The organism is Cupriavidus sp. 05L310, assembly GCF_056398185.1.
Genome location: NZ_JBFTOX010000001.1, coordinates 25,101 through 51,643, shown reverse-complemented (window position 1 = coordinate 51,643; position 26,543 = coordinate 25,101). Strand labels below are relative to the sequence as shown.

23 protein-coding genes are annotated in these 26,543 nt (G+C 65.5%); 2 read left to right on the top strand and 21 right to left on the bottom strand.

Annotation, left to right across the window (positions count from 1 at the left end; translation table 11 throughout):
• Positions 1 to 34: 34 nt before the first annotated feature.
• From AC1DS6_RS00225 to AC1DS6_RS00160, 14 genes are all read right to left on the bottom strand, one after another.
• The gene (locus tag AC1DS6_RS00225; RefSeq protein WP_441628631.1) at positions 35 to 955 is read right to left on the bottom strand and encodes an alpha/beta fold hydrolase; all 921 of its coding nucleotides are present in this window, start codon (positions 953 to 955) and stop codon (positions 35 to 37) included.
• Between the two features lie 119 nt (positions 956 to 1,074).
• Positions 1,075 to 1,980 (bottom strand): SDR family oxidoreductase, encoded by a 906-nt coding sequence (locus AC1DS6_RS00220; protein ID WP_035867699.1) that lies wholly within the window; start codon positions 1,978 to 1,980, stop codon positions 1,075 to 1,077.
• A 65-nt stretch (positions 1,981 to 2,045) separates the two neighbouring features.
• On the bottom strand, positions 2,046 to 2,981 hold the full coding sequence (locus tag AC1DS6_RS00215) for a glutathione S-transferase family protein (RefSeq protein WP_441628635.1): 936 nt from the start codon (positions 2,979 to 2,981) through the stop codon (positions 2,046 to 2,048).
• Between the two features lie 51 nt (positions 2,982 to 3,032).
• Complete coding sequence (locus AC1DS6_RS00210) at positions 3,033 to 3,854, bottom strand: SDR family oxidoreductase (protein ID WP_477101685.1); 822 nt, start codon at positions 3,852 to 3,854, stop codon at positions 3,033 to 3,035.
• A 4-nt stretch (positions 3,855 to 3,858) separates the two neighbouring features.
• Positions 3,859 to 4,713: a class II aldolase/adducin family protein gene (locus AC1DS6_RS00205; protein ID WP_035867704.1), complete on the bottom strand. Its 855-nt coding sequence runs from the start codon at positions 4,711 to 4,713 to the stop codon at positions 3,859 to 3,861.
• Between the two features lie 87 nt (positions 4,714 to 4,800).
• Positions 4,801 to 5,811 carry an NADP-dependent oxidoreductase gene (locus tag AC1DS6_RS00200; RefSeq protein WP_035867707.1) on the bottom strand — a complete coding sequence of 337 codons (1,011 nt, stop codon included), beginning with the start codon at positions 5,809 to 5,811 and terminating at the stop codon, positions 4,801 to 4,803.
• Positions 5,812 to 5,887: 76 nt separating this feature from the next.
• Positions 5,888 to 7,243, bottom strand: a complete 1,356-nt coding sequence (locus AC1DS6_RS00195; RefSeq protein ID WP_477101684.1) for a serine hydrolase domain-containing protein — start codon at positions 7,241 to 7,243, stop codon at positions 5,888 to 5,890.
• Between the two features lie 123 nt (positions 7,244 to 7,366).
• On the bottom strand, positions 7,367 to 7,810 hold the full coding sequence (locus AC1DS6_RS00190; protein ID WP_045236331.1) for a PaaI family thioesterase: 444 nt from the start codon (positions 7,808 to 7,810) through the stop codon (positions 7,367 to 7,369).
• Positions 7,811 to 7,899: 89 nt separating this feature from the next.
• The gene (locus AC1DS6_RS00185) at positions 7,900 to 8,682 is read right to left on the bottom strand and encodes an SDR family oxidoreductase (RefSeq protein WP_441628644.1); all 783 of its coding nucleotides are present in this window, start codon (positions 8,680 to 8,682) and stop codon (positions 7,900 to 7,902) included.
• Between the two features lie 69 nt (positions 8,683 to 8,751).
• The gene (locus AC1DS6_RS00180; protein WP_441628646.1) at positions 8,752 to 10,602 is read right to left on the bottom strand and encodes an acyl-CoA dehydrogenase; all 1,851 of its coding nucleotides are present in this window, start codon (positions 10,600 to 10,602) and stop codon (positions 8,752 to 8,754) included.
• 199 nt (positions 10,603 to 10,801) lie between these two features.
• Complete coding sequence (locus AC1DS6_RS00175) at positions 10,802 to 11,230, bottom strand: PaaI family thioesterase (RefSeq protein WP_441628648.1); 429 nt, start codon at positions 11,228 to 11,230, stop codon at positions 10,802 to 10,804.
• 16 nt (positions 11,231 to 11,246) lie between these two features.
• Entirely contained in the window at positions 11,247 to 12,425 is a 1,179-nt protein-coding gene (locus AC1DS6_RS00170) for an acetyl-CoA C-acyltransferase (RefSeq protein WP_045236328.1), read from the bottom strand.
• 128 nt (positions 12,426 to 12,553) lie between these two features.
• Positions 12,554 to 13,189 carry a bifunctional nicotinamidase/pyrazinamidase gene (gene pncA, locus AC1DS6_RS00165; RefSeq protein ID WP_441628650.1) on the bottom strand — a complete coding sequence of 212 codons (636 nt, stop codon included), beginning with the start codon at positions 13,187 to 13,189 and terminating at the stop codon, positions 12,554 to 12,556.
• A gap of 96 nt (positions 13,190 to 13,285) precedes the next feature.
• Positions 13,286 to 15,367, bottom strand: coding sequence for a 3-hydroxyacyl-CoA dehydrogenase NAD-binding domain-containing protein (locus tag AC1DS6_RS00160; RefSeq protein ID WP_477101683.1), 2,082 nt, complete (start codon positions 15,365 to 15,367; stop codon positions 13,286 to 13,288).
• A 533-nt stretch (positions 15,368 to 15,900) separates the two neighbouring features.
• Between AC1DS6_RS00160 and AC1DS6_RS00155 the strand changes: the two genes are divergently transcribed.
• On the top strand, positions 15,901 to 17,439 hold the full coding sequence (locus AC1DS6_RS00155) for an amino acid permease (protein WP_441628654.1): 1,539 nt from the start codon (positions 15,901 to 15,903) through the stop codon (positions 17,437 to 17,439).
• A 65-nt stretch (positions 17,440 to 17,504) separates the two neighbouring features.
• Here the strand turns inward: AC1DS6_RS00155 and AC1DS6_RS00150 are convergent, their stop codons facing one another.
• Positions 17,505 to 18,473, bottom strand: coding sequence for a threo-3-hydroxy-L-aspartate ammonia-lyase (locus tag AC1DS6_RS00150; RefSeq protein WP_477101682.1), 969 nt, complete (start codon positions 18,471 to 18,473; stop codon positions 17,505 to 17,507).
• 40 nt (positions 18,474 to 18,513) lie between these two features.
• A complete protein-coding gene (locus AC1DS6_RS00145) occupies positions 18,514 to 19,419 on the bottom strand; it encodes an amino acid ABC transporter substrate-binding protein (RefSeq protein ID WP_441628658.1) in 906 nt (301 codons plus the stop codon).
• Positions 19,420 to 19,755: 336 nt separating this feature from the next.
• Here AC1DS6_RS00145 and AC1DS6_RS00140 point away from each other — a divergent pair, with 336 nt between their 5' ends.
• Positions 19,756 to 21,129: an esterase-like activity of phytase family protein gene (locus AC1DS6_RS00140; RefSeq protein ID WP_441628708.1), complete on the top strand. Its 1,374-nt coding sequence runs from the start codon at positions 19,756 to 19,758 to the stop codon at positions 21,127 to 21,129.
• Positions 21,130 to 21,260: 131 nt separating this feature from the next.
• Here AC1DS6_RS00140 and AC1DS6_RS00135 read toward each other — a convergent pair whose 3' ends face one another.
• From AC1DS6_RS00135 to AC1DS6_RS00115, 5 genes are all read right to left on the bottom strand, one after another.
• Positions 21,261 to 21,974 (bottom strand): ABC transporter ATP-binding protein, encoded by a 714-nt coding sequence (locus AC1DS6_RS00135; RefSeq protein WP_441628660.1) that lies wholly within the window; start codon positions 21,972 to 21,974, stop codon positions 21,261 to 21,263.
• A complete protein-coding gene (locus tag AC1DS6_RS00130; protein ID WP_035867733.1) occupies positions 21,974 to 22,747 on the bottom strand; it encodes an ABC transporter ATP-binding protein in 774 nt (257 codons plus the stop codon). Before AC1DS6_RS00130 ends, AC1DS6_RS00135 begins: the two co-directional genes overlap by 1 nt.
• On the bottom strand, positions 22,744 to 24,057 hold the full coding sequence (locus AC1DS6_RS00125; protein ID WP_441628663.1) for a branched-chain amino acid ABC transporter permease: 1,314 nt from the start codon (positions 24,055 to 24,057) through the stop codon (positions 22,744 to 22,746). Before AC1DS6_RS00125 ends, AC1DS6_RS00130 begins: the two co-directional genes overlap by 4 nt.
• A gap of 4 nt (positions 24,058 to 24,061) precedes the next feature.
• Complete coding sequence (locus tag AC1DS6_RS00120; RefSeq protein WP_035867737.1) at positions 24,062 to 25,009, bottom strand: branched-chain amino acid ABC transporter permease; 948 nt, start codon at positions 25,007 to 25,009, stop codon at positions 24,062 to 24,064.
• Positions 25,010 to 25,187: 178 nt separating this feature from the next.
• Positions 25,188 to 26,426, bottom strand: a complete 1,239-nt coding sequence (locus tag AC1DS6_RS00115) for a branched-chain amino acid ABC transporter substrate-binding protein (RefSeq protein WP_477101681.1) — start codon at positions 26,424 to 26,426, stop codon at positions 25,188 to 25,190.
• Positions 26,427 to 26,543: the final 117 nt, after the last annotated feature.

The following is a 26,543-nucleotide window of genomic DNA, read 5'->3' as shown; positions in this document are numbered from 1 at the left end:
GGCTGGCCGGAAAGGCAGCCGCGTCAGGCGCGGTTCAGGGCAAGGCGCTGCGGATCAGCAGGTTGATGCGCTCCGGTTGTTCGTGGATGACCCAGTGCGTGCCGTCCGGAATGCGTTCCAGCCGCATGTCCGGGACGAACTTATCCAGGCCATCCAGCAGGCTCCTGGGCAGCGCGGTATCGCGCTCGCCCCAGATCACCAGGGTCGGCACCCTTACCGTAAATGCCGCGGGGTCCAGCTTGGAAATATCGGGCGGCGTTTCGCCGGGACCCGGCGGATGCATCGGAGAGGCGCGGTAATAGTTGACGCCGCCGGTCAGCGAGTGCGAGCCGCCGGCGCCAGGCTGCGACCAGGCAGCGTGGTATTTCTCGCGTGTCTCGCCGGCAAACCAGGGCGCGGGCTGCTTGCCGCCTCCGGTCAGGAAACTCTCCAGCCTGGCGAAGCCGTCGGCCGCCAGCGCGTCTTCCGATCCCGGCGCGCGCAGCCAGTTCATATAGGCCGAGGCTTCCTGCTGCTGCGGATCGCTGGTCAGGGCCCTGGCAAACACGTAAGGATGCGGGGAGTTGATGATGACGAGCCGCTCGACCATCTTCGGAAACTGGATGGCCAGGTTCCAGCAGATCGCCCCGCCCCAGTCGTGCGCCACCACCACGCAGTGCGAATAGCCAAGCGCATTGATGAACTGCACCAGGTCTTCGACAATGTGGCGCGGCCGGTAGGATTCCACGTCGGCGGGCTTGCTCGACAGGTTGAAGCCGCGCAGGTCCGGCGCCACCGCGTAGTGGGTCTTGCCGAACTCGGCGAGCTGCTCTTCCCATTCGTACCAGAATTCCGGGAAGCCATGCACGAACAGCACCAGCGGCCTGCCGCGCTCCCCCGCGCTGGCGTAATGCAGGCGCGTGCCGTTGGGTAAGGTGGCGTACTGCAGATGGCGAATGACTGCAGGTTTGGTCATGGAATCCTCCCTTGCCGCAATGGCTGACTTGTCTCCGATGGACTGGCTGCCGCCCGCGGCGCCCAGGGCCGGCAGGTCGTCCGGTCCACCAGCCGATGCCCTGTCCGCCGCCTGGCGGCTTACTCGCCGCGCAGGGCCGCGACCAGTCCCGCGCGCACCTCCGGTTTGTCGGCGAACGGATCGCTCGGGTTGCGCTGGCTAATGATATCTTCGAAGCGCTGCCGCACGGGCGCCAGTTGCTGCGGATGCGAGTAAATATAGAAACCGTTGTCGCGGATCGCATCGAAGGTGAGTTGCGCCACTTCTGCGGCCGTGACCTTGCCCGAACTGACCGCCTTGTCCGAGAGCGCTTGCGACACCAGTTGCGAACGCGTGGGCGGCGCCTCGTTGGCCAGTTCCGAGGGGCGGTTGCGGCCCGATTGCGTGATGCCGGTCGGCACGAAATACGGGCATAGCACCGAGCAACGCACCTGCTCGCTGACCAGGCTGAGATCCTGGTACAGCGATTCGGACAAGGAAACCACGGCGTGTTTGGAAACGTTATAGACACCCATCGCAGGCGGGCTTAGCAGGCCGGCCATGGAAGCCGTATTCACGATATGGCCTTCGAACGACGGGTCCTTGGCCGCGGCGGCCAGCATCAGCGGGGTGAAGATCCGCACGCCGTGGATCACGCCGTACAGGTTGACGCCCAGTACCCACTCCCAGTCGCGCTCGCTGTTCTCCCACATCAGTCCACCCGCGCCGACGCCCGCGTTGTTGAACAGCAGGTTGACCTGGCCGAAGGCGGCGATGGCGGCATCGGCCAGCGCCTGGACCTGCTCCGCCTTGGACACGTCCACGCGCACGCCGATGACCGGCACACCTTGCGCCTTGAATTCCGCCACCGTTGCGTCCAGTGCATCTTCCTGCACGTCCGCCAGCACCAGCTTCATGCCGAGTCCCGCTCCCAGCCTGGCGAATTCCTTGCCGAAGCCGGATGCGCCGCCAGTGATCACTGCCACCTTGCCCTGGAATTGCTTCATGTTGTCTGCCTCTGGTTGCTCTGGTTGGTATGGGGTTGTCTTGCCAGTCCCGCCGCGCGCCGGTCCTAGCCCGCGCGCAGCACCTGATAGCCCTGGCGCGGGAAATGCACATTGACCGCGCCCGCGCGCGGGTCCTGCCGGCGCAGCACGGCGCGGTGCGCATCCAGCGCCACCAGCACGCCCGCCACCGGGTCGCGCGCGTAGTCGGTCGGCGTCACGGTAACCGCATCGCCGGCCTCAAAACCGCTGTCGGCCGCCACCCCACCGGTCTGCGCCAGCGGATCGGTGCGTTGCGCCACGTCCAGCGCGGCCTCGCTGCCGATCACCCGCACGGTGCCATGGCCGCAGGCCTGCATGCGGTCATACCAGGCCTGCACGGCCGGATACGCGTCCAGCAGCCGGGCCAGTTCGCTGGCGCGCCGGATAAACCAGACGTTGTGATACAGCGAGAAATCCGCCACCGACAGCTCGGGCCCCGCCACGTGCGCCACGCCGGCAGTGAATTGCTGCTCCAGCCGGCCGAAGGTTTCGTGCAGCAGCGCGATGGCCTCGGGCAAGGGCATGCGCAACGCATTGGTGTCGCCACGCATGGCCTTGCGGTCTGCGGCGAAGGCCTGGATCTGCGCTGGCGTGAGATGGCCCAGCATGCTTTGCGCACCGGCCGGCTGGAACAGGTAAGTCACGGCGGCGGTGAACAGCGCGGTATCGAACCAGCTCGCGGCGACACGCGCGCTGGCCGCCTGCGCCGCGGGGTACAGCGCGGGCGCGGGCGCCACGCTGTCGATCACCTCGCAGATCAGCGCGGTATCGCAATAGATGTCCGCGCCCACCTGCAGGATCGGGGTACGCCGGTAGCCGCCTGTCAGCGCCACCACATCCGGCTTGGGCAGGATCGGCGGGACTTCCACCGCCTGCCAGGCCAGGCCCTTGGCGCCCATCAGCAGCCGGATCTTTTCTGAGAACGGCGAGGTTGCGTACTGGTGAAGGATTAGATCGGCCATGTTGTCGTTGTCGCTCTTGTTGTCCAGCTGAAATTGTCCTGATTGCTGCCGTTACCGCCCCGCCTGCTTCAGGGCCTTGAGCGCCATGTTCTCGACCATGCCGGGCGCCAGCAACCTGAGCCACAGGCCCAGCCTGCCCCTGGCCGTCATCACCAGTTCGCGCTTGCGTGCCGCCATGGCGCCCAGCATCTGGCGCGCGCATTCCTGCGCGGTCATGGCGTCATCCTCGCGCAGCCGGCTTTCGCCCAGCGCGCGCCCGTCCGGGCCGAAGCCGTTGATGCGCGTATCGGTCGCCACCACGCCAGGGAACACCACGCACACATCCACGCCGGTACCGCGCAGTTCGGCCCGCAGCGCCTCGCAAAAGCCCGCCAGCGCGAACTTGCTGGCCGAGTAGGCGGTGCGGCCCGGCACGCCGATCTTGCCGGCCAGGCTGGACACCGCCACCATCAGGCCGCCGCGCTGGCGCAGGTATGGCAGCGCCTCGCGCGTGCACCACATGGCGCCGAAGTAGTTCACGCGCATCACCTGCTCGTAGTAGCTGTAGTCGGAGACTTGCTCGAAGTAGCCGTGGGCCGACACGCCAGCGTTATTGACCAGCGCATCGATCCCACCATATTGCGCAGCCACGGTGGCTACCAGCCGCCTGCAATCGACCTCGTCGGACACGTCGGCGCGCCATACCGCCACGTCGGCGGCCGGGTGCTGGCGGCGGATGCGTTCCGCCAGCGCGTGCAGCATGTCCACGCGGCGGGCCGCCAGCGCCAGGCGCGCGCCTTGCCGGGCCAGCAGCACGGCCAGTTCCGCGCCGATGCCGTCCGAGGCGCCGGTAATCAGAACGACCTTGCCGGTAAACGGTGCGAAGGCAGCCATGGCGTCAATCCAGCAGGTCGGGTTGTTCCTTGACGATGCGGGCGTACAGCGGCTGGAACTGGAACCAGCCTGCCTGCGCGGTGCCGACGATCGAGTAAGCCTGGCGCGCGGCCGCGTCCGAGATGACCTTCAGGGGCGCGTTGGTGCGCGCGGCGGCAGCCTCGGCCAGCAACTGCACCTGGCAGGAACGCTCCATGGTGATAAACCACCAGGCGGCTTCGTCCACCGTCTTGCCCACAGTCAGCAGCCCGTGGTTCTGCAGGATTGCGGCCTTGTTGCCGCCGAGCGCGGTGGCAATGCGCTGGCCCTCGTCCAGTTCCACCACCACGCCGCCGAAATCGTCGTACAGGGCATGGTCGTTGTAGAAGGCGCACACGTCCTGTGTCAGCGGATCGAGCGGCCGGCCCAGCGTGGACCAGGCACGGCCATACGTGCTGTGCGAGTGCGCGGCGGCCACTGCGTCGGCACGGGTCTGGTGCACGCGCGAATGGATGGCGAAGGCGGCGGCGTTGACCGGGTAGTCGCCCTCCACCACTTCGCCGTGGTGGTCGCAGCGGATCAGGTTGGAGACCTTGACCTGGCTGAAGTGCACGCCGAAGGGGTTGACCCAGAACGTGTCCGGAAACTCCGGATCGCGCGCCGTGATGTGGCCGGCCACGCCTTCATCGAAGCCAAACTTGGAGAACAGCCGGAAGGCCGCCGCCAGCCGCTGCTTGCGGTGCAGGCGTTCCTCGGCCGGCGTATCGAACTTGGGCGGACGCGGCAGCACGCGATATTTGGCTTTCACCTCTTCGGACAGGCCGGCAGCCATTTCGTCCTGATCGGCCAGCGGCCTGGCTTGTTCTGCTGGAGCATTCATGGGGTGTCTCCTTTTTTTCGTCATTCATACCACCGGTTTGCGTTCCCTCTCCCACAAGCGGGAGAGGGAACGTCCGCAGGCCCGTCCTTACACCAGCTTGACCAGCTGCTTGCCGAAATTCTTGCCCTTGAGCAGGCCCATGAACGCTTCCGGCGCGCTCGCCAGCCCTTGCGCGACGCTCTCACGGAACTTAAGCTTGCCTTGCGCCACGGCGGTGCCCAGCTCTTGCAGCGCTTGCGGCCACACGTCCATGTGTTCGGACACGATAAAGCCTTCCACGGTCAGGCGCGACACCAGGATCAGTTGCGGGTTCTTCAGCGGCATCGGCTGGCCATCGTAGCCGGCGATCATGCCGCAGATGGCGATGCGGCCGAAGGCGTTCATGCGGGCCAGCACCGTATCGAGTATCTCGCCCCCCACGTTCTCGAAGTAGCCGTCCACGCCATCCGGGGTGGCTTCCTTGAACATGGTGTACAGCTCCTTGCTGTCCTTGGCCGCCTTGTAGTCGATGCAGGCATCGAAGCCCAGCTCATTGACCACGTAGTCGCACTTGTCCTTGCCGCCGGCAAAGCCGACCACGCGGCAGCCCTGCAGCTTGGCCAGCTGGCCCACTACGCTGCCGACCGCGCCGGAAGCCGCGCTCACCACGATGGTCTTGCCGGCCTTCGGCTGGATGATCTTGTTCAGGCCATACCAGGCGGTGACGCCGGGCATGCCAACCGAGCCAAGGTACGCCGACAGCGGGATATGGGTGGTATCGACCTTCTGGATGCCGATGCCGTTGGTGACACCCATCTCCTGCCAGCCGAACATGCCGACCACCTTGTCGCCGACGGCGTACTTGGGGTTCTTCGTCGCCACGATCTCGCCGACCGTGCCGCCGATCATGACTTCGCCCAGCGGCTGCGGCGTGGCGTAGGACTTGCCCTCGTTCATGCGGCCGCGCATATAGGGGTCGAGCGACAGGAAATGGTTGCGGACCAGCACCTCGCCGTCACCCAGTTCGGGCACAGGCACCTCTTCCAGGCGGAAGTTGTCCGGAGTCACGGCGCCGGTGGGACGCGAGGCCAGGACGATGCGCTTGAAGGTCTTCGACATGATGGTTTCCTTACAGTGAAATGGACAAGGACACTCGTCCTTTGTCATGCGTTGTTCGTTGTCAATGGCGGGCCGATTACTTCATCAATGACAGCGCAAGTGCCCGGTATGCGCGATGCGTGACGGGGTCGTTGGCGCCATTGGCAGCGATGGGGTGCGATGCGTAGCGCACGATGGTCAGTTCCGCCTTTGGATCGATATAGATACGTTGGCCGTGGATGCCGCGCGCCTCGAACACGCCGTGGTCGTCGTTCGAGACCCACCACATCGAGCGATAGCTCCAGCCCGGCAAGGTGGCGTAGCCGGCCTTGGCGAACTTGGCGCGGTCGCCGCCGCGGCGGATGTCCGCCACCACTTCGGCCGGGATGACCTGCTGGCCGTTATAGCGGCCGCCGTTGCGCATGGTCTCGCCGAAGCGGGCCAGGTCGCGCAGCGTGGTATTCAGGCCGCCGCCGCCGGACTCGCTGCCGATGCTGTCCACCATGAAATAGGCATCGTTCTCCGCGCCCATCTTCTGCCATACGCGTTCGGACAGCAGCTTGGCCAGCGACTGCCCCGACACCCGCTTGACGATCCAGGCGAGGACTTCGGCATTGACGGTCTTGTAGGCGAAGGCCTGGTCGTGCTCGCCCTCCTTCTTCAGCGTGGCGAGGAATTCATAGAAGGTCTTGGGCCCGGCATAGCCAGGCTCGCGCGGCATCATGCCGCCGGCACGGCTGTAGTCCCAGATTTCGGCCTTGGGATCGGCGTAGTTTTCCGAATACTTCACGCCTACCGTCATGTCCATGACTTCGCGCACGGTGGCATCGCCGTATGCTGTGCCGGCCATCTCCGGCAGGTAGCGCGTGACCGGCGCGGCGGGATCGAGCTTGCCGTCCGCCACCAGCATGGCGGCCAGCGTACCGACGAAGGATTTGGTAACCGACATGGCGATGTGCGGCGTATGGTCGTCAAGCGCGCCGAAGTACTTCTCGTAGACCACGCGGCCCTTGTGCATCACCAGGATGCCATCGGTATAGGTCAGGCCCAGCATGTCGCTGAAGGTGCGACTCGTGCCGTCGGCATCGGTAAAGGCCACGCCGCCGATATCGTGCTCGGCGCGCGGCAATGCCGCGGCCGGGCCCCGCCCGTGCCAGACCGACGCGGTCGGGACCAGTTCGCGGATATGCGAAAAGCTCCAGCGGGAGCGCGGAAAGCCGTTGCTGGCGGGCGTAAAGCTGATGATCTTGGCGGCTGCCGGGGGAAAGCCCTGCATCCAGCCCGCGGTCACGGGATCGGTAGCGGCGGCATCCGGAAAGCTCGGCGCGGCGGGCGCAGGAGCTGGCGCATTCTGGGCATGGCCCGGCTGGTACATGGCAAGGGCTCCTGCGCCGCAGGCGGCGAGCACGGTCAGTTTCAATAGCCGCGTGGCGGCAATCCGTTCAAACAGCATCTGGTCTCCATTATTAGTTTTATCGGTGCCGCGTGCCGGTTGTTTCCGGTCTGGTTCTTGGTGTGCTGCTCCCTGCGCCGGCGGGCCCGGCGTGCGGCGCGCCGCTGCCGGACATGTGCCGTATCAGCCGTCGGCGCCGGTATCCGAGGCGCCGCCCGCCGCGCGTTGCGGCGGCACACGCCTGACAAACTTGAACGTGCCGGAGCCGCGCGATACGGTCTTGCCATCGGCGTCGAGAATCTCGGCTTCGCAGAAGGCCATGGTGCTGGTACGGTGCACGCACTGGCCGCGTGCGATGAGCTTGCCGCGCCCGGGCGCCATGAAGGTAGTCTTCATCTCGATGGTGACCACGCCGCGCCCGTCGGGATCGGCTGCGCGGCCGGCAATCGCCATGGCCACGTCGAGCAGCGTCATCAGCACGCCGCCGTGCGCCATGTCCCAGCTATTCTGGTGGCGCGTTTCCAGCGCCAGTTCGATCTCGCTGCCTTCCTTGTCCATGCGCGTGCACTGCACGCCGAGATCGGCAAGAAAGGGAATCTTGAGGGGGAAACCGTTGGTTTGAGTCATGTTTGCTAAAGAGGCGAGGACAGTACGGTTGGCCGGCAGGCTCGGGTTGAGCCACGCAAGCCATATGCCAACCGCATTAGAGCATGGACTTAAACCGCGCTCACGCCGCCGTCCACCGCCAGCACCTGGCCGGTGATGTGCTTGCCGGCGGCGCTGGCGAACAGCAGCGCCGCGCCCTTCAGGTCTTCGTCGTCGCCCAGCCTGTGCAGCGGCACCGACGCGCACATGGCTTCCACGCCCAGGCGGTCCAGCGAACCCTGGGTCATCTTGGACGGGAAGAAGCCTGGCGCCAGCGCGTTCACCGTGATGTTGTGCTCGCCCCATTCCGCCGCCAGCGTGCGGGTGAAGTTCACCACCGCACCCTTGGAGGTGTTGTAGGCGATCGTTTCCATCGATCCCGGCGGGTTGCCCGCCAGCCCGGCGATGGAAGCCACGTTGATGATGCGGCCATAGCGGCGCGGAATCATCGACAGCTTGCCGATGCGCTGCGACAGCAGGAACACGCCGCGGATATTCAGGTTCATCACCTTGTCCCACGCTTCCACCGGATGATCCTCGGCGGGCGCACCCCAGGTGGCGCCAGCGTTATTGACGAGGATATCGACATGGCCCAGCTTGGCCAGTGCTTCGTCGGCCAGGCGCGCGATATCCGCGTCGCGGGCGCCGTCGGCGGCGATCCATTCGGCATCGATGCCGAGCGTCTTCAGGTGAGCCTGCGCCGATTGCAACTCGTCGGCCTTGCGTGCCGACAGCACGATGCGCGCGCCCTGCTCGCCAAGCGCTTCGGCGATCTGCAGGCCAAGCCCGCGCGAGCCGCCGGTGATCAGCGCCGTCTTGCCCTTCAGGTCGAACAATTGCTGGATGGTATTCATGGTGTCTCCCGATTTGGTGTGGCGCGCGCAAATCGGTGCGCGCGCTCGTTCATCTAGTGCGGCTGCCGCTCAGAACCAGGCGTCCTGCATGTCCAGCGTGGTGCGGTCGAGCGAGGCCAGCAGGTCAAGCTGCGGGCCCACCTTGGGCAGTTCCCAGCGGAAGAAGTATTCCGCAGCCGCCAGCTTGCCGCGGTAGAAGTCCTGGTCCTCCTGGCTCCTGGCGCCCGCCAGCGCGGCCTGCGCCACCAGTTCCTGCTCCAGCCACGTCCACGACAGCACCACATGGCCGAACGCTTCCAGGTAGACCGAGGCATTGGCCAGCGTCACCTTGGCGTCGCCCGCCGCCCACAGCGCCTGCGTGACTTCCGCCACGCGCTTGACGGCGGCGCCCAGCGCCTTCGCATGGCTGCCCAGCGCGGCATCGCCGCTGGCCAGGGCGCGGCCGATGGTGGACTGGATTTCTTCGCCCAGCGCCGCAAACGCGGCACCGTCCTTCATCACCACCTTGCGGCCCAGCAGGTCCAAGCCCTGGATGCCGTGCGTGCCTTCGTGGATGGGATTCAGGCGGTTGTCGCGATAGAACTGCTCGACGTTGTATTCGCGGGTGTAGCCGTAGCCGCCATGCACCTGGATGGCCAGGCTGTTGGCCTCCAGGCACCACTGCGACGGCCAGCTCTTGGCGATGGGCGTCAGGATATCCAGCAACAGCGCCAGGCGTTCATGCTCCGCACCCTCGGCGGCGCGCTCCTGGTCCACCAGTTGCGCGCAATACAGATTGAGCGCCAGCCCGCCTTCCACATAGCTCTTTTGCGCCAGCAGCATGCGGCGGATATCCGCGTGCTCGACCAGCCGCACCTGCGGGCTGGCCGGATCCTTGCCACCGGGGCCGATCGGGCGGCCTTGCGGGCGGTTGCGCGCGTAGTCCACCGAGTGCAGGTAGCCGGTATAGCCCAGCATCACCGCGCCCAGGCCCACGCCGATACGGGCCTCGTTCATCATATGGAACATGCAGGCCAGGCCCTTGTGCGCTTCGCCCACCAGGTAGCCGATCGCGCCGGCCTTGCCGCCGGGCTTGTACTTCATGCCTTCGCCGAAGTTCAGCAGGCAGTTGGTGGTGCCGCGATAGCCCATCTTGTGGTTCAGGCCGGCCAGCACCACGTCGTTGTGCTCGCCCAGGCTGCCGTCGGCATTGACCAGGTACTTCGGCACGATAAACAGCGAGATGCCTTTCACGCCCGGAATCAGCTTGCCGTCCGGCCCGGGGATCTTGGCCAGCACCAGGTGCACGATATTGTCGGACAGTTCGTGCTCGCCGGCCGAGATCCACATCTTGTTGCCGCGCAGGCGGTACTGCTGGCCGAGTGGCGATTCGCCTTCGTAGTCGGCGCGCGTGGTGATGTCCGACAGCGACGAGCCCGCCTGCGGCTCGGACAGGCACATGGTGCCGAAGAAACGGCCTTCCATCTCCGGCTTGACGAAGGTCTCCACCTGCGCCGGCGTGCCGTGCGCGAGCAACAGGTTGGCATTGCCGATGGTCAGGAAGGGATAGGAACTGGTGCCGACGTTGGCACCCTTGAAATAGGCGAAGCCGGCCTTCTCCACCACTACCGGCAACTGCATGCCGCCGATGTCGTAGTCCTGCCCGGCGGCCATCAGGCCGGCCTCGCAGAAGGCCTTCAGCGCGGTCTTGACCTCGGGAATGATGGCGACAGTCTCGCCGTCGAAATGCGGCTCTTGCTGATCGTTCTTCTTGTTGTGCGGCGCGAACAGGTCGGTGGCGATCTTCTCGCAGGTATCGAGCGCGGCGTCGAAGGTCTCGCGGGAATGGTCGGCGTAGCGCGGAATGCGGGTCAGCCCCTCGACCTTGAGCCACTCGTACAGCACGAAGTTCAGGTCACGGCGGGAAAGGATCAGCGACATGGCAGGAAACGGCTCCCAGACTGAAAGGGAAAATCAAAGATGCGCGACCCGGCGTTGGCGCCAGTGGCGGCCTCGCGGCATGGATCGTCGCTGTCTCCACAACGGCACGCTGCATGGCGCGCCGCAAATTCTGCTAATTCTGTAAATGGCGCGGGGAAAGAAAAAGGCGCTCGCGCGCCCTTCCCTCCCTTGCCGTACTCTAGCTGCCTTCGCCCATGCGGGCGATCGTGCCCTGCGCTACCGCGCAGAGCTTTTCCTCGCCATCCTTGAGCACGAATACATCGCACCGTACCACCGCCTGCTGGCGGCCCCGGCTGAGGCATTCGGCACGGGCAATCAGCGTATCTCCGATCGCCGGACGCAGGTAGTTGATCTTGTACTCCGAAGTCACCACCGGCGCGGCCATGGCCGCGCCGCCCGCATAGGTGAGTGCATTGTCGGCCAGATAGCTGACCACGCCCCCGTGCAGGAAGCCGTACTGTTGCTGCAGGTCCGGCCGGATGGCCAGGCGCAGTTCGGCACGGCCGGGCGAGAGCGCGGCCAGCTCCGTGCCGACCAGCACCGAGAAGGGCTGGCTGGCCAGCACCTCCCGGCCATGCGCCAGCAGGGCATCCGCTTGCTCGCTCACGGGCTCGCCCTGGCGCTCAGAGGACTTCGAACAGGCCGGCAGCACCCTGGCCGCCGCCGATGCACATGGTCACCACCACGTACTTGACGCCGCGGCGCTTGCCTTCGATCAGCGCATGGCCGACCAGGCGGGCGCCGGACACGCCGTAGGGGTGGCCCACCGCGATGGCGCCGCCGTTGACGTTGAGGCGGTCCATCGGGATGCCCAGCGTGTCGGCGCAGTACAGCACCTGCACGGCAAAGGCTTCGTTGAGTTCCCACAGGCCGATGTCGGCCACGGTCAGGCCGGCCTTCTTCAGCAGCTTGGGCACCGCGAACACCGGGCCGATGCCCATTTCGTCAGGCTCGCAACCGGCCACGGCGAAGCCGCGGAAGGCGCCCAGCGGCTGCAGGCCCTTGGCCTCGGCCACCTTGGCGTCCATCACCACGACTGCCGAAGCGCCGTCGGAGAATTGCGATGCGTTACCGGCCGAAACCACGCCGCCGGGCATGGCGGTGCGGATCTTGGACACGGCTTCCAGCGTGGTGTCGCCGCGAATGCCTTCGTCGGCCGAGACCGTGACTTCCTTGGTCATCAACTGGCCGGTGGCCTTGTCGGCCACGCCCGCGAGCACCGTGATCGGCACGATTTCGTCGTTGAACTTGCCGGCTTCCAGGGCGGCGAAGGCGCGCTGCTGGCTGCGCACACCGTACTCGTCCTGGCGCTCGCGCGAGATGTTGTAGCGCTTGGCCACGTTCTCGGCGGTCTGCAGCATGTTCCAGTAGATTTCCGGCTTGTTCTTGGTCAGCCAGCTTTCCTGGATCATGTGGCGGTTCATTTCCTGCTGCACGCAGGAGATGCTTTCCACACCGCCGGCCACGAAGATATCGCCCTCATCGGCGATCACGCGCTGCGCGGCCATGGCGATGGTCTGCAGGCCGGACGAGCAGAAGCGGTTGACGGTGGCGCCGGGCACGGTAACCGGGCAGCCTGCGCGCAGGGCAATCTGGCGCGCGATGTTGGCACCGGTGGCGCCTTCCGGGTTGGCACAGCCCATCAGCACGTCTTCCACTTCAGCGGCGTCGATCTTGGCGCGGGCGATGGCGTGCTGGACCGCATGGCCGCCCAGGGTGGCGCCGTGGGTCATATTGAAACCGCCCTTCCAGCTCTTGGCCAGGCCGGTCCGTGCGGTGGAAACGATGACTGCCTCTTTCATGTCTTGCTCCTCGGTATCTCTGGTATCTGGTGACCTGCGGCGTGCATTCACGTCCGGCAGTGTCATGCAATATGTCGTTGGCTGGGTTCAGCCGGGTTAGCTTGGGTTGGCTTGGCGATTCTTCCGTTTCAGGACAGCAGGCCGGCGGACTGCAGGCGCTGCACGCCCGCGGCTTGCAGGTCTTGCCACGCACGGGCCAGCGATCCGCCAAGGTCGATGGCGCGGCAGGCGTCCTCGACCACGATGGCCCCGAACCCCGCCGCGCGGGCATCGAGCGCGCTCCAGGCAACGCAGTAATCCGTCGCCAGTCCCACGCAAAACACCCTGCGCACGCCACGCTCGCGCAAGTAGCCCGCAAGCCCGGTCGGGGTGGCGCGATCGGCCTCCATGAAGGCCGAATAGCTGTCCACCTCGCGATGATGGCCCTTGCGGATCACCATCTGCGCATGCGGCACATCCAGCCCCGCATGCAGCGCCGCGCCATGGGTGCCCTGCACGCAGTGCGTGGGCCACAGGACTTGCTGGCCATAGGGCAACGCCACGGTCTGGAACGGCTGGGTGCCGGCATGGTTTGCGGCAAACGAAACGTGGCCGGCGGGATGCCAGTCCTGCGTCAGCACCACATGCGCAAACGCCGCCGCGAGGCGGTTGATCACGGGCACGACTTCATCGCCCTGCGCCACGGCAAGCGCGCCGCCGGGCATGAAATCGTTCTGCACGTCGATGACCAGCAGGCAATCTTCCGGGCCGTATTGCTTGGCCATGCCGCTACTCCCCGCTTTGTGACCGGTTTGCGATCTGTGGTGGAAACCCTGCGCGGCCAGCCTGGCCGCGCAGGATCGAATCGCCGCTGGCTATGCTTAGTCGTTGAAGCCCTTGCCCTCGGCAGCCAGCTTCTCCAGCAGCGCTGCCGGCTTCCAGGCTTCGCCGTGGTAGCCCTTGGCATAGCGCGCCATCGACTGCGCCACGTTGAACAGGCCAACCTGGTCCGCGTACAGCATCGGGCCACCGCGGAACAGCGGGAAGCCGTAGCCGGTCAGGTAGACCATGTCGATATCCGAGGCCTTGGAGGCAATGCCTTCTTCCAGGATCTTGGCGCCTTCGTTGACCAGCGCGAACACCAGGCGCTCGACGATTTCCTCATCGGAAATCTTGCGGCGGGTAATGCCCAGGTCCTTCGAGTGCTGCACGATCATGTCGTTGACCTGCTGGTTCGGGTACGGCTTGCGGTCGCCCGCCTTGTAGTCGTACCAGCCCGCGCCGGTCTTCTGGCCATAGCGGCCCTGTTCGCACAGCAGGTCGGCGGTCTTCGAGTACTGGATGTCCGGCTTGTCCACGGCGCGGCGCTTGCGGATGGCCCAGCCGATGTCGTTGCCGGCCAGGTCGCCCATGCGGAACGGGCCCATGGCAAAGCCGAACTTCTCGATGGCCTTGTCCACTTGCTCCGGCAGCGCACCTTCGTCCAGCAGGTAGCCGGCCTGGCGGCTGTACTGCTCGATCATGCGGTTGCCGATGAAGCCGTCGCACACACCCGACACCACGGCGGTCTTCTTGATCTTCTTGGCGACCTGCATGACCGTGGCCAGCACGTCCTTGCCGGTCTTTTCGCCGCGCACCACTTCCAGCAGCTTCATCACGTTGGCCGGGCTGAAGAAGTGCATGCCGACCACGTCTTGCGGACGCTTGGTGAAGGAAGCGATCTTGTTGACGTCCAGCGTGGAGGTGTTGGAAGCCAGGATCGCGCCCTGCTTCATCACTTCATCCAGCTTCTTGAAGACGATTTCCTTGACGCCCATTTCCTCGAACACGGCTTCGATGACCATGTCCGCGTCCTTGATCTCGTCATAGGACAGCGTGGTGGTCAGCAGGCCCATGCGCTGCTCGACCTTCTCCTGCGTGAGCTTGCCCTTCTTGGCGCTGTTTTCGTAGTTCTTGCGGATGGTGGCCACGCCACGGTCCAGCGCTTCCTGCTTGGTTTCCAGCATGATCACCGGGATGCCGGCGTTCAGGAAGTTCATGGTGATGCCACCGCCCATGGTGCCCGCGCCGATCACGGCGATCTTCTCGAGCTTGCGGGTGGCGGTGCCTTCCGGCACGTCGGGGATCTTGCTGGCGGCACGCTCGCCAAAGAAGGCGTGGCGCAGCGCGCGCGATTCCGGCGTGGTGATCAGGTACATGAAGCCTTCGCGCTCGTCCTTCAGGCCGGCATCGAACGGCTTGAGCGAGGCTGCCACGGCGTCCACGCACTTCAGCGGCGCGGGGAAGTTCTTGGCGACGGCTGCGACGGTGTTGCGGGCAAAGGCGATGAAGCCTTCCGCGTTCTCGTGCTTGACCTTCAGGTCGCGCACCTTCGGGTACGGGCCGGGGTTGGCCGCCGCCGTCCTGGCGAAGGCCACGGCCGCGGGCAGCACGTCGCCGTCGACGATCTCGTCGAACAGCTTGGTACCGGCAAACTTCTCGCTGGGGATGGCGTTGCCCGAGACAATCATGTTCAGGGCGGCTTCCAGGCCGATCACGCGCGGCAGGCGCTGCGTGCCGCCGGCGCCGGGCAGCAGGCCCAGCTTCACTTCCGGCAGGGCGATCTGCGCGCCCTTCGAAGCCACACGGTAGTTACAACCCAGCGCCAGTTCCAGGCCGCCGCCCATGGCCACGGAATGGATCGCCGCCACGACCGGCTTGGCCGAGCCTTCCACCACCTTGATCACCGAATGCAGCGTCGGCTCCTGGGTGGCCTTGGGCGTATTGAATTCACGGATGTCCGCGCCGCCGGAAAAAGCCTTGCCGGCGCCGGTAATGACGATGGCCTTGACGGCCGCATCGTCCAGCGCACGGGTCATGCCTTCGACGATGCCGAGCCGGGTGCCGAGACCCAGGCCGTTCACGGGGGGATTGTCGAGCGTGATGACGGCTACGCCGTCCTGAACCTGATACTGCGCTGTCATGCTGGTTCCTTTGGTAACTGGATGTTGTCTCGGGATTCGAATTCTCGAATTATGTTGTTCTGCGCGCTGTGGAGAGCGCCGGCGCGGCCAACGCCGCCGTGTTCCGCCCGACCACCGCCCGGCTGCCGGGGAACGCATGCCAGCGCCCCTTTGCCGGTGCCCGCCCCTGGTGCCGCCGGTGCAAGCGGGACAAGCATACACAAAATAGCACGGTCGTTCAATTTCATTTTGGGGCCCGTCCGGTGGCGCCATGCGCCCGGTTCATGGGCGAGCTCACCGGCGTGCATTCAAGCTGGGAAAGGCACCCGGAAAGCTAGGGTAAATCCGGACCGCCATGCCCCATGCAGCACATTCCCCTGATCCCGAGGAATGCCTCTAGTCACAGTAGGCGACTTTCCTGACATAAACCGCCATAACCCTCGGATTTACCCGGATAACCCGGTAAACTCGCGCCCTTTGCCCGCTCGGGCGCCCCACGAGGTGTCGCCCGTGCCGAAGCCGCGGCCCCGCCCGCCGAAGTTCCAGTGACCCTGATGTCTTCCCATCCTCATCCTCACCAGCACCCCGTCGTCGAGCACGACGACCTGCAGCGCAAACTCAAAGCCCGCCACCTGACCATGATCGCCATTGGCGGCGCGGTCGGCACCGGGCTGTTCGTGGCCTCCGGCGCGTCGATCTCCCAGGCGGGACCCGGCGGCGCGCTGCTGATGTATTGCCTGATCGGCCTGATGGTGTATTGCCTGATGACCAGCCTGGGCGAACTCGCCGTGCATATGCCGGTGGCCGGCTCCTTTGTCACCTACAGCGCGCTCTATGTGGAGGAAGGCTTCGGCTTCGCCCTCGGCTGGAGCTACTGGTTCAGCCTGGCCGTGACCATTGCCGTGGAACTCGTGGCGGCGCAACTGGTGATGCAGTACTGGTTCCCGCATGTCTCCGGCGTGGTCTGGAGTGCGGGCTTCCTGCTGCTGATGTTCGGCCTGAACGCGTTCTCGGTACGCGGCTTCGGCGAGGCCGAATACTGGTTCGCGCTGATCAAGGTGGCCACGATCCTGATCTTCCTGGCGGCGGGGCTGATGATGATCTTCGGCATCATGCAGGGCGGCCCGCAATCCGGCTGGCAGAACTTCACGCTTGGCGATGCCCCATTCGTCGGCGGCATCCCCGCCATGTTCGGCGTGGCCATGATCGCAGGGTTCTCCTTCCAGGGCACGGAAACCGTCGGCGTCGCCGCCGGCGAAGCCGCCGACCCGGCACGCACCATCCCGCGCGCCATCCGCCAGACCTTTTGGCGCATCCTGCTGTTCTATGTGCTGGCGATCCTCATCATCGGCGTGCTGATCCCCTACACCGACCCCAGCCTGCTGCGCAACGACGTCACCGACATCGGCGTCAGCCCCTTCGCGCTGGTGTTCCGCCACGCCGGCCTGGCCTTCGCCGCCGGGCTGATGAACGCCGTGGTGCTGACCGCGCTGCTCTCCGCCGGCACCTCCAGCATGTACGCCTCCACGCGGATCCTGTACGGCCTGGCCGTCAGCGGCCGCGCGCCACGGGCGCTCGCCCGGCTCTCGGCCAGCGGCGTGCCCTACAACGCGCTGTTCGCCACCACCGCCATCGGCGCCCTGTGCTTCCTCAGCTCGCTGTTTGGCGACAAGGCGGTTTACCTGTGGCTGCTCAACACGTCCGGCATGACCGGCTTTATTGCCTGGCTCGGCATCGCTGTCAGCCACTACCGCTTCCGCCGCGGGCTGGTGCACCAGGGCTTCAAGGCGTCCGACCTGGCCTACCGCTCGCCGCTCTATCCCTTCGGCCCGATCTTTGCCATCGTGCTGTGCGTGGTGATCGTGCTGGGCCAGAACTACCAGGCCTTCACCGACGTGCGCGGGCGCTGGATGGAGATTGTCGGCACCTATATTGGCGTGCCGCTGTTCCTGTTGCTCTGGCTCGGCTACCGGCTGGTACGGAAAACCCGGCTGATCGACTATGAAGACATGCCGTTCAACTGCAAGCGGGCGGCCGACCAGGCCACGGCCTCGCCGCTCGCGCAAGAAGCGGGCAGCCCGCTGATGCGCTAGCCACGCACCCCGGGCGTGCCACGCCCGGGGACCGGCCAGGCTTCCTGGTCATCCGGCGTGTCCCTTCAACGTGCCGACAGCAATTCCGCATAGCGCGGCAGGTCGACATTGCCGCCGCTGACCACGATGCCGACACGCTTGCCCTGCACCGGCAATCCCGCATGACGCGCCGCCGCAAGGCCAAGGCAGCCGGTCGGCTCGACCACCAGCTTCATGGCCTGCGCGAACATGCGCATGCATTCGATCAGCGCAAGGTCCGGCACGGCGACGATGTCGGTCACGCGGCGGCGAATCAGGGCGAACGTCAGCGCGCCGAGATGCTGTGCGCGCGCCCCGTCGGCGATCGTATCGGGCGGATCGATATGCACGATGGCGCCGCGGCGAAGCGACTGCTGCCCATGATTGCCGGTCTCGGGCTCGACGCCGTACAGCCGGCAGCCGGGCGAGAGCCGCTCCGTCACGAGCGCGGCACCAGCGAGCAGGCCGCCACCGCCCTGGCAAACGAGCAACGCATCGAGCGGTCCGGTTTCCTCGATCAGTTCGCGCGTGACCGTGCCCTGTCCGGCGATGACATCGGCATGGTCGTATGGCGGGATCAGGGTCAGTCCGCGCTCCTCCGACAAGCGCTGCGTGATCGCTTCGCGGTCGTCCACCTGGCGGTCGTACAGGACCACCTGCGCACCGCAGGCGCGGGTCGCCTCCACCTTGGACGCCGGCGCGTCGCGCGGCATCACCACCGTCACCGGAATGCCAAGCACCTGCCCGGCGAGCGCGATGCCTTGCGCGTGGTTGCCGCCGGAGAACGCGATCGCGCCACGGCGGCGCTGCACGGCATCGAATCGCGCCAGGGCATTGAATGCGCCACGAAACTTGAAGGCGCCAGTGCGCTGCAGGTTCTCGCACTTGAAGAACAGTTCGGCCCCCACCCAGGCATCCATCGCCGGCGAGCGCAGTACCGGCGTGCGCCATGCGTGCCCGGCCAGCCGGTTCGCGGCGGCCACCACATCGTCGTAGGTCGGCAGGACTTCGCTCATCGGCCGGCTCCCCGCATCGCAGTTGGACAGGACACCGGCCTCACTCCGCTGCCTGATCGGTGGGCTGCTTCCAGGCGGCCAGCACTTCGGGAGACGGCGTCAGTGCGAGGTTGATGCCGCGTGCGCCGATGGGCTGCTGGAACCAGCGCTTCTGCAATGCGACCACCTCGGGGCCGGCGAAGACCGATGTCAGCGTCTGGTCGACCAGTTGCTTCCACTCGGGATCGGATTTCGGCAGCATCAGCGCATTACGCTCGATGGACAGCGCCGGTCCGGCAACGGTGTACTGAGACGGGGCCTTCGAATTCGCGCGCAGGCCGTACAGGACCACATCATCCAGCACGAACGCCTGGGCGCGGCCGGTCTCCAGCAACAGGAAGGACTCGTTATGATCCTTCGCATACACGTCGTTGAATGCGTACTGGGGCTTCAGCCGGCGCACGTGGCGGTCGCCGGTGGAGCCCGCGCTGGTGACGACCACCTTGCCACGCAGGTCGTCGAAGGACTGAATGCCCGAATCGGAGCGTACCAGCATGCGTACCACCGACACATAGTGGGCTACGCTGAAGGCCACCTGCTTCTGGCGCTCGACCGTATTGGTATTGGGCGCGCAGTCGACTGTCACCAGGCCGTTCATCACGGCGGGCACGCGGCTCTGCGCCGTCAGCGGCAGCCAGCGCACCTTCAGGTCCTTCAAGCCGAGCTTCTGGCGCGCGGCCTCGGCCACGCGCAGGCACAGGTCCACGGCGTAGCCCGAAGGCTGCCCCTTGATGTCGGAGAAAGAGAACGGTAGCGCGCCCTCGCGATAACCCATTGTGATCGTGCCCGATTCACGGATCTGCTCCAGTATCGGGCTCTGGGCATTCGCGGCCAGGGGGGCCGTGAACGTAGCGAGGGCGAGCAGCGCGGCGAAGGCGCGTGTTGTCAATGCGGAAGGAGAGGACATGGCAGGCGTTCAGGAAAAGCGCGTAGCGTATTGCGCACAGCGCTCCGGCCAAACAATATCTTTTTTATAAGTGCATGCCCGCCCACCTCATAAGCTAATCGCTTTTCCGAGCAAGCCGGCAAGTAGCCGCGCGCTTGCTCCTGCGTGGCACCTGGCATGCGGGAGCTGCGTCATGGCCAAGCCTCAGCCGGGTCGAACCTTTCCTGGCCGGTGCGGCTGTTGTCAGTTCGAGACATTTCGAGACACTTGCCTGTCATGCTCCCGTCACACTCCTTTCATGCCGCCGTCACGCTGACCATGCATCGTAGTGGTCTTTCGACTCGATTGTTCACCTACATGCGCATGCTTCCGTCCGCGACCGTCACTGCTGTAATCACCATCACCGCTGCCGCATGGGCCCTGCCCGCCGTGGCACAGACGGCCGCCGCGCCCGCCTACCCCGCCACCCTGGCCGGCCATGCCATCCTGCCGGCCGAGAACTTCATTGCCGCGCCCAAGGATGCGCCGCAGGACCTGCAGGCGAGCGGCAAATTCACCACCGGCGCGCGCGTGGAAAAGCTGGGCAGCGTGGAAGGCCAGTCGAACAACCGGCCCACGGGTGTCTCCGTGCCCTTCAGGGGCCAGCCGCTGCAAGGGCATTCCGGCATCAAGCACATGGCTGACGGCAGCTTCTGGGTGCTGACCGACAATGGCGCCGGCAGCAAGGCCAACTCGCCCGACTTCATGCTCTACCTGAACCACTACAAGGTGGACTTCAAGAGCGGCAAGCTTCGGCGCCTCGGCACCGTGTTCCTCCACGATCCGGACAAGAAGGTACCCTTCCGCATCGTCCACGAAGGGACCAAACAGCGCTACCTGACGGGATCGGACTTCGACACCGAGAGCTTCCAGTTCGCCGGCGGCGCGCTGTGGATCGGCGACGAATTCGGCCCCTTCCTGATCAAGGCCGACCTGCAAGGCAAGGTGCTGGCCGTGTACGACACGCTGGTCGACGGCAAGCCCGTGCGCTCCCCCGACCACCCTGCCGTAACCACGCCCGGCGTGCCGGGTGGCGCGGTGGATTTCCAGGTCAAGCGCTCCAAGGGCTTCGAAGGCATGGCCTCGTCGCCCGACGGCAGCAAGCTCTATGCGCTGCTTGAAGGCCCGGTCTGGAACGCCCAGGCCAAGGACTTCGAACGCACCGACGGCAAGGAAACCCTGCGCGTGCTGGAGTTCGACACCCAGGCCGGCAAATGGACGGGCCGCTCGTGGAAGTACCCGCTGGAAGCCAACGGCAACGCCATCGGCGACTTCAACATGATCGACGCCACCACGGGCCTGATCATCGAACGCGACAACGGCGAAGGCACGGCCGACAAGGCCTGCCCCGAAGGCCAGAAGCGCAGCGACTGCTTCTCCGACATCGCCAGGTTCAAGCGCATCTACAAGGTTGAGCTGACCGATGCCAACGCCGGCGGGCCGGTGCGCAAGATCGGCTATATCGACCTGCTCAATATCGCCGACCCCGACAAGCTGGCCCGCAAGCCGCTCAACGACGGCGTGCTCAAGTTCCCGTTCTTCACGATCGAGAACGTAGACGTGGTGGACCCCACCCATATCGTGGTTGGCAACGACAACAACCTGCCGTTTTCCAGCAGCCGAGAGCCTGACAAGGCGGACGACAATGAGTTGGTGTTGCTGGAGGTCGGGGAGTTTCTGAAGGCGAAATAAGCGTCGGCGAGGCGGCGCCGTTGCTTCCAGCCGATGGCGAAGCGAACGATCGCCAAATGGTAAATCAGCCAGCGCATGCTGGCTGTTTTACCAATGTCCCGCGTCATATCGAACACCGGGCACCAACCGCCCTACACCTCCAGCCATTCCTTGCGAATGGCCGCATTCGCCTTGAGATCCTGCGGCGAGCCTTCGAACACAATGTGCCCGTGCCCCATCACGTAGACCCGCTGGGAAATATCCAGCGCGATGGCCAGCTTCTGCTCGATCAGCAGCACCGACACGCCACGCTCCTTCAGCACCTTCAGGTAGTCGCCCACCAGCGTGACGATCATCGGGGCCAGCCCTTCGGTGGGCTCGTCGATCAGCACCAGGTCGGGGTCGCCCATCAGCGTGCGGCAAAGCGTGAGCATCTGCTGCTCGCCGCCGGAGAGCACGCCGGCGGCCGTGTTCTCTCGTTCCTTCAGGCGCGGGAACATGTTGTACATGTCCTGCACCGTCCAGCGGGGCTTGGACTGGCGCGGATTGCGCTTTTCGCCCAGCAGCAGGTTCTGGCGCACCGTCAGCGTGGGGAAGATATCGCGGTTTTCCGGCACATAGCCGATGCCGAGGTGGGCGATCTCGAAAGTGCGCCGCCCGAGGATCTCCTCGTCGCGAAAGCGCACCGAACCCTCCGCCTTGACCATGCCGAGGATGGCCTTGGCCATGGTCGAGCGTCCCACCCCGTTGCGGCCCAGCAGCGCGACGATTTCGCCTTCGTCGATATGCGCATCGACCCCGTGGAGGATATGGCTCTTGCCGTAGTAGGCGTGCAGTCCCTGCACGTCCAGCATGCGCTTGCCCATCAGTGCGCTCCTTCGGTGGCGGGTTCGTCGAGGGTGGTACCCAGGTAGGCTTCCTTGACCTTGCGGTTGGCGCGGATGGCCTCGGGGGTGTCGGTGGCGATGACTTCGCCGTAGACCAGCACGGAGATGCGGTCGGCCAGGCCGAATACCACGCTCATATCGTGCTCCACCATCACCAGCGTCTTGCCCACGGTGACACGGCGGATCAGCTCCACCGCGTGGTCGGACTCCGAACGGCTCATGCCGGCGGTGGGTTCGTCCAGCAGGATCACTTCCGCGCCGCCGGCGATGGTGATGCCGATCTCCAGCGCGCGCTGCTCGGCATAGGTGAGCAGGCTGGCCTGGGTATTGCGGCGGTGATGCAGGCCGATCAGCTCCAGCACTTCCTCGGCGCGCTCGCGCGCGTCGCGCAACTCCGACAGGCGATGCCAGAACGAGTACTTGTAGCCCAGCGACCAGAGCACCGCGCAGCGCAGGTTCTCGAACACCGACAGCCGGTGAAAGATATTGGTGATCTGGAAGCTGCGCGACAGCCCCATGCGATTGATCACGAAGGGTTGCAGCCCGCCGATCTCCTGCCCGTTTAGCCTGACCGTGCCCGAACTGGGCGCGAAACGGCCGGAGATCAGGTTGAAAGTGGTCGACTTGCCGGCCCCATTGGGGCCGATCAGCGCATGGCGCTCCCCCTTGGGGATGGTCAGGTTGACACCCCGGATGATTTCGGTCTGGCCGAACTTCTTGCGCACATCGTTCAATTCCAGCGCGGCGCTCATGCCGTACCTCCCGCCATTTCGGCTTGTACCTTGTCCCAGGTGGCGCGCACCCGCGTCCGCGCGGCGCGGCAGGCCAGCAGGCCGGCCACCCACAGTGCGGCCGCCACCAGCCACGGCGTGACGGTGCCGGCGTCGAAGCCGATACGGAACAGCGTCATCGCGGTGCCATTCGCGCTATCCACCTGCACCTTGTAGATCAGTTCCACGGTAAGGATCACCGCGGCCAGCAGCACCAGCCCGGCGGCCGCGGCGCGGCCATAATCCGGCAGCATGCGGCGCAGCTTGCCGCGCGCGAGCAGCGGCACCTGCATCATCAGCAGGCTGGCGATACCGCCCGGCACGAACATGACCATCAGCACGAAGAACAGGCCAAGGTACAGCAGCCACGCCTTGGTCAGGTCCGACAGCGCCACCGCGAACAGGATGAACACCACGGCGCCGATCACCGGCCCGAAGAACACGCCCGCGCCACCGATGAAGGCGGCTAGCAGCACCCCGCCCGAGCGTACCGCGCTGACGTTTTCCGCCGACACGATCTCGAAGTTGATGGCCGACAGCGCGCCTGAAATACCGGCGAAGAAGGCAGACAGGATCAGCACCAGGTAGCGCACGCGCTGGGTGTTATAGCCGATGAACTCGACCCGCTCCGGGTTGTCGCGCACCGCGTTGGCGATGCGGCCGAGCGGCGTCTGCGTCCAGGCGTACATCGCCACCATCGACAGCAGGCACCACACCGCGATCAGGTAGTACACCTGCCGTCCCGGCCCATAGGTGATGCCGAACACCGGATCGCCCACCATGCGGTTGGTGGAAATGCCGCCTTCGCCGCCGAAGAAATCGGGGAACATCAGCGAACTGGCGAACACCATCTCGCCGATGCCCATGGTGATCATGGCGAAGGTGGTGCCGGATTTCTTGGTGGTGACGTAGCCAAACAGCACGCCGAAGAAGGCGCCGGCCAGGCCGCCCACCACCGGAAGCAGCGACACCGGCAGCCACACCTTGCCCGCGCCCACCATGTTGAGCACATGGATGGCAATAAACGCGCCCAGGCCCGCATAGACCGCATGGCCGAACGACAGCATGCCGGTCTGCCCGAGCAGCATGTTGTAGGACAGCGCGAAAATAATCATGATGCCCATCTGCGACATCAGCGTGATGGCGAAGCCGCCGGAGAAAAACAGCGGCATCACCAGCATCAGGAACGCAGTCAGGCCCCAGATGATCCAGCGCGCCAGGTTCAACGGGCGGTAGCGCATGGTGCGGCCGGTCACGACCGCCTCGCGGCGTTGTTGCATTGTCGTCTCCATGCTGTCAGCCCTCCCTCGTACCCATCAAACCACGCGGGCGGAAAATCAGCATCACCACCAGCAACAAATACGGCAGGACCGGGGCCACCTGCGCCACCGTGAGCTTCCATAGCGAAGACAGCGGCGTGCTGTCGGTAATCTGCAGGCCGATCGAGCCCAGCAAGCCTGCCAGCGAGGCATCGAGCGTGACGGCGAAGGTTTGCAGCACGCCGATCAGCAGCGAGGCAATGAACGCCCCCACCAGTGACCCCATGCCGCCCACCACCGCCACCACGAAAACGATCGACCCCACGGCCGCCGCCATCGACGGCTCGGTGATGAAGGCATTGCCCCCGATCACGCCTGCCAGCCCCGCCAGCGCGGCGCCGCCGCCAAACACCATCATGAACACGCGCGGCACATTGTGGCCAAGCGCCTCGACCATCTCGGGATGGGTCAGCGCGGCCTGGATCACCAGCCCGATGCGGGTGCGGGTGAGCACCAGGTAGATCGCCACCAGCATGGCCAGCGACACCAGCATCATGAAGGCGCGGTATTTGGGGAAGGAGGAGGTGAATACGGTAAACAGCGGGCCATCCAGTTCGGCCGGAATGCGGTAAGGCACGGCGGCAAGGCCCCATACCAGCTTGACCCCTTCCTCGATCAGGTAGGCCAGGCCGAAGGTGAACAGCAGCTCGGCCACGTGTCCGTATTTGTGCACGGCACGCAGCCCGAAACGCTCCACCAGCGCCCCGGCGCCGGCCACCAGCAGCGGCGCGAAGATCAGCGCGGGCCAGAAGCCGATCTTGCTGGCGATGGTGTAGGCGAAATAGGCGCCCAGCATGTAGAAACTGGCGTGCGCGAAGTTCAGCACGCCCATCATGCTGAAGATCAGCGTAAGCCCGGAAGAGAGCATGAATAGCAGCAGCCCGTAGCTGACGCCGTTCAATAGAGAGATGACGAAGAATTCCACAACATATCCTTCAATCTGGCACCGGTCAGCCTGCTGGCTGCCGCTGGCCGGTCTGGAAACGGATGCACGCGGGTGCGCGTCACCCGCCCGCGGCGACAGACGTCGCCCCGGGCCGACCGAAGTATGCAGGATCGGGCCGGCGCGCCGGACCTGGCCGCGCTGCCCGCCAAGCGCAGGCTTAGCCCGGGCGCTTCATCTGGCAGGAAGTCGGCTGCGCTGCCACATACTGGTCCATCAGCGCATCGGTCTTCCAGCCAAAGCCGGTGTTTTCCTGGTCGAACTTGATCTCCTTGCCGTCGACCTTGGTCCAGGTAGCCACCACCAGCGACTGCTGGGCCTGGTGGTCCGAACCGCGCATCTCCACCGTACCGTTCAGGCTGTCGGCCTTCATCCCTTCGAGCACCTTGGCCACCTTGACCGGATCGGTCGACTTGGCATCCGTGAACGCCTTGCCCAGCATGGCGATGCCGGTATAGGCGGCCATCACGTAGAAGTCGTCGTTGTACTTCTTCTTGAAGCCTTCGATGACATCGCCGCCCTTGAAGCCCTTGTTGTTGGGGTTGTAGTAGCCGACGTACTTGACACGTCCGGCTTCCGACGGCCCCATGGCGGTCGGCACGCCGGTGGTGGCGCCGTAGTAGGTGTAGTAGTTGGTGGTCAGGCCCGCGTCCTTGCCGGCCTTGATCAGCAGGGCCAGGTCGCTGCCCCAGTTGCCGGTGATCACGGTGTCGGCGCCGGAGGCCTTGATCTTGGCCGCGTACGGGGCAAAGTCCTTGACCTGGGCCAGCGGGTGCAGGTCGTCGCCGACGATCTGGATGTCCGGACGCTTGCGCTTCAGGTAGTCCTTGGCGGCGCGCGCCACCTGGTGGCCGAAGGAGTAGTTCTGGTTGATCAGGTAGACCTTCTTGACGCCGGGATCCTTGGCCAGGTAAGTGGTCAGCGCTTCCATCTTCATGTCGGAGTTGGCGTCCAGGCGGAAGTGCCAGTAGTTGCACTTGCTGTTGGTCATGTCCGGGTCCACCGCGGCGTAGTTCAGGTAGACGATCTCCTTGCCCGGATTACGCTCGTTGTGCTTGGCCACCGCGTCTTCCAGCGCCAGGCCCACCGAGGAGCCATTGCCCTGCACGATGTAGCGGATGCCCTGGTCCACCGCCTGCTTGAGGATGGTCAGGCTTTCCTGCGGCGAGAGCTTGTTGTCGAAGCCAACCACTTCAAACTTGTGCCCGCCACCCCAGTTTTTCTGGTTGGCGATGTCCGCGACGAACTGCCAGCTCTTGAGCTGGTTCTGGCCCACCGGCGCCATCAGGCCGGACAGCGGATCGATAAAGGCGATCTTCACCGTATCGGCAGCCGCGACCCCGGAACCCATTGCCGCGAAAATGGCCGTGGCGGCCACGAGCGGACGCAATCTGATCATGCTTGTCTCCTTCGGTTTTATTGTTGGCTGTATATTGTTGGCTGTAATTTCCGGTTCGCGGCGGCGCCCTCTCCCGAAACCTCGGCGCGCCTCGAACCTTCGTGCAGGCGCCGGCCG

Bases quoted from the DNA above. Each gene is read 5' to 3' on its own strand.
- AC1DS6_RS00140 (WP_441628708.1), top strand. From the start codon at position 19,756: ATGCGCATGCTTCCGTCCGCGACCGTCACTGCTGTAATCACCATCACC.
- AC1DS6_RS00185 (WP_441628644.1), bottom strand. From the start codon at position 8,682: ATGAATACCATCCAGCAATTGTTCGACCTGAAGGGCAAGACGGCGCTG.
- AC1DS6_RS00115 (WP_477101681.1), bottom strand. From the start codon at position 26,426: ATGATCAGATTGCGTCCGCTCGTGGCCGCCACGGCCATTTTCGCGGCA.
- pncA (WP_441628650.1), bottom strand. From the start codon at position 13,189: ATGGCCAAGCAATACGGCCCGGAAGATTGCCTGCTGGTCATCGACGTG.
- AC1DS6_RS00125 (WP_441628663.1), bottom strand. From the start codon at position 24,057: ATGGAGACGACAATGCAACAACGCCGCGAGGCGGTCGTGACCGGCCGC.
- AC1DS6_RS00200 (WP_035867707.1), bottom strand. From the start codon at position 5,811: ATGTCGAAGACCTTCAAGCGCATCGTCCTGGCCTCGCGTCCCACCGGC.
- AC1DS6_RS00155 (WP_441628654.1), top strand. From the start codon at position 15,901: ATGTCTTCCCATCCTCATCCTCACCAGCACCCCGTCGTCGAGCACGAC.
- AC1DS6_RS00180 (WP_441628646.1), bottom strand. From the start codon at position 10,602: ATGTCGCTGATCCTTTCCCGCCGTGACCTGAACTTCGTGCTGTACGAG.
- AC1DS6_RS00170 (WP_045236328.1), bottom strand. From the start codon at position 12,425: ATGAAAGAGGCAGTCATCGTTTCCACCGCACGGACCGGCCTGGCCAAG.
- AC1DS6_RS00130 (WP_035867733.1), bottom strand. From the start codon at position 22,747: ATGAGCGCCGCGCTGGAATTGAACGATGTGCGCAAGAAGTTCGGCCAG.
- AC1DS6_RS00160 (WP_477101683.1), bottom strand. From the start codon at position 15,367: ATGACAGCGCAGTATCAGGTTCAGGACGGCGTAGCCGTCATCACGCTC.
- AC1DS6_RS00150 (WP_477101682.1), bottom strand. From the start codon at position 18,473: ATGAGCGAAGTCCTGCCGACCTACGACGATGTGGTGGCCGCCGCGAAC.
- AC1DS6_RS00215 (WP_441628635.1), bottom strand. From the start codon at position 2,981: ATGGCCGATCTAATCCTTCACCAGTACGCAACCTCGCCGTTCTCAGAA.
- AC1DS6_RS00145 (WP_441628658.1), bottom strand. From the start codon at position 19,419: ATGTCCTCTCCTTCCGCATTGACAACACGCGCCTTCGCCGCGCTGCTC.
- AC1DS6_RS00225 (WP_441628631.1), bottom strand. From the start codon at position 955: ATGACCAAACCTGCAGTCATTCGCCATCTGCAGTACGCCACCTTACCC.
- AC1DS6_RS00190 (WP_045236331.1), bottom strand. From the start codon at position 7,810: ATGACTCAAACCAACGGTTTCCCCCTCAAGATTCCCTTTCTTGCCGAT.
- AC1DS6_RS00205 (WP_035867704.1), bottom strand. From the start codon at position 4,713: ATGAATGCTCCAGCAGAACAAGCCAGGCCGCTGGCCGATCAGGACGAA.
- AC1DS6_RS00135 (WP_441628660.1), bottom strand. From the start codon at position 21,974: ATGGGCAAGCGCATGCTGGACGTGCAGGGACTGCACGCCTACTACGGC.
- AC1DS6_RS00210 (WP_477101685.1), bottom strand. From the start codon at position 3,854: ATGGCTGCCTTCGCACCGTTTACCGGCAAGGTCGTTCTGATTACCGGC.
- AC1DS6_RS00220 (WP_035867699.1), bottom strand. From the start codon at position 1,980: ATGAAGCAATTCCAGGGCAAGGTGGCAGTGATCACTGGCGGCGCATCC.
- AC1DS6_RS00195 (WP_477101684.1), bottom strand. From the start codon at position 7,243: ATGCTGTTTGAACGGATTGCCGCCACGCGGCTATTGAAACTGACCGTG.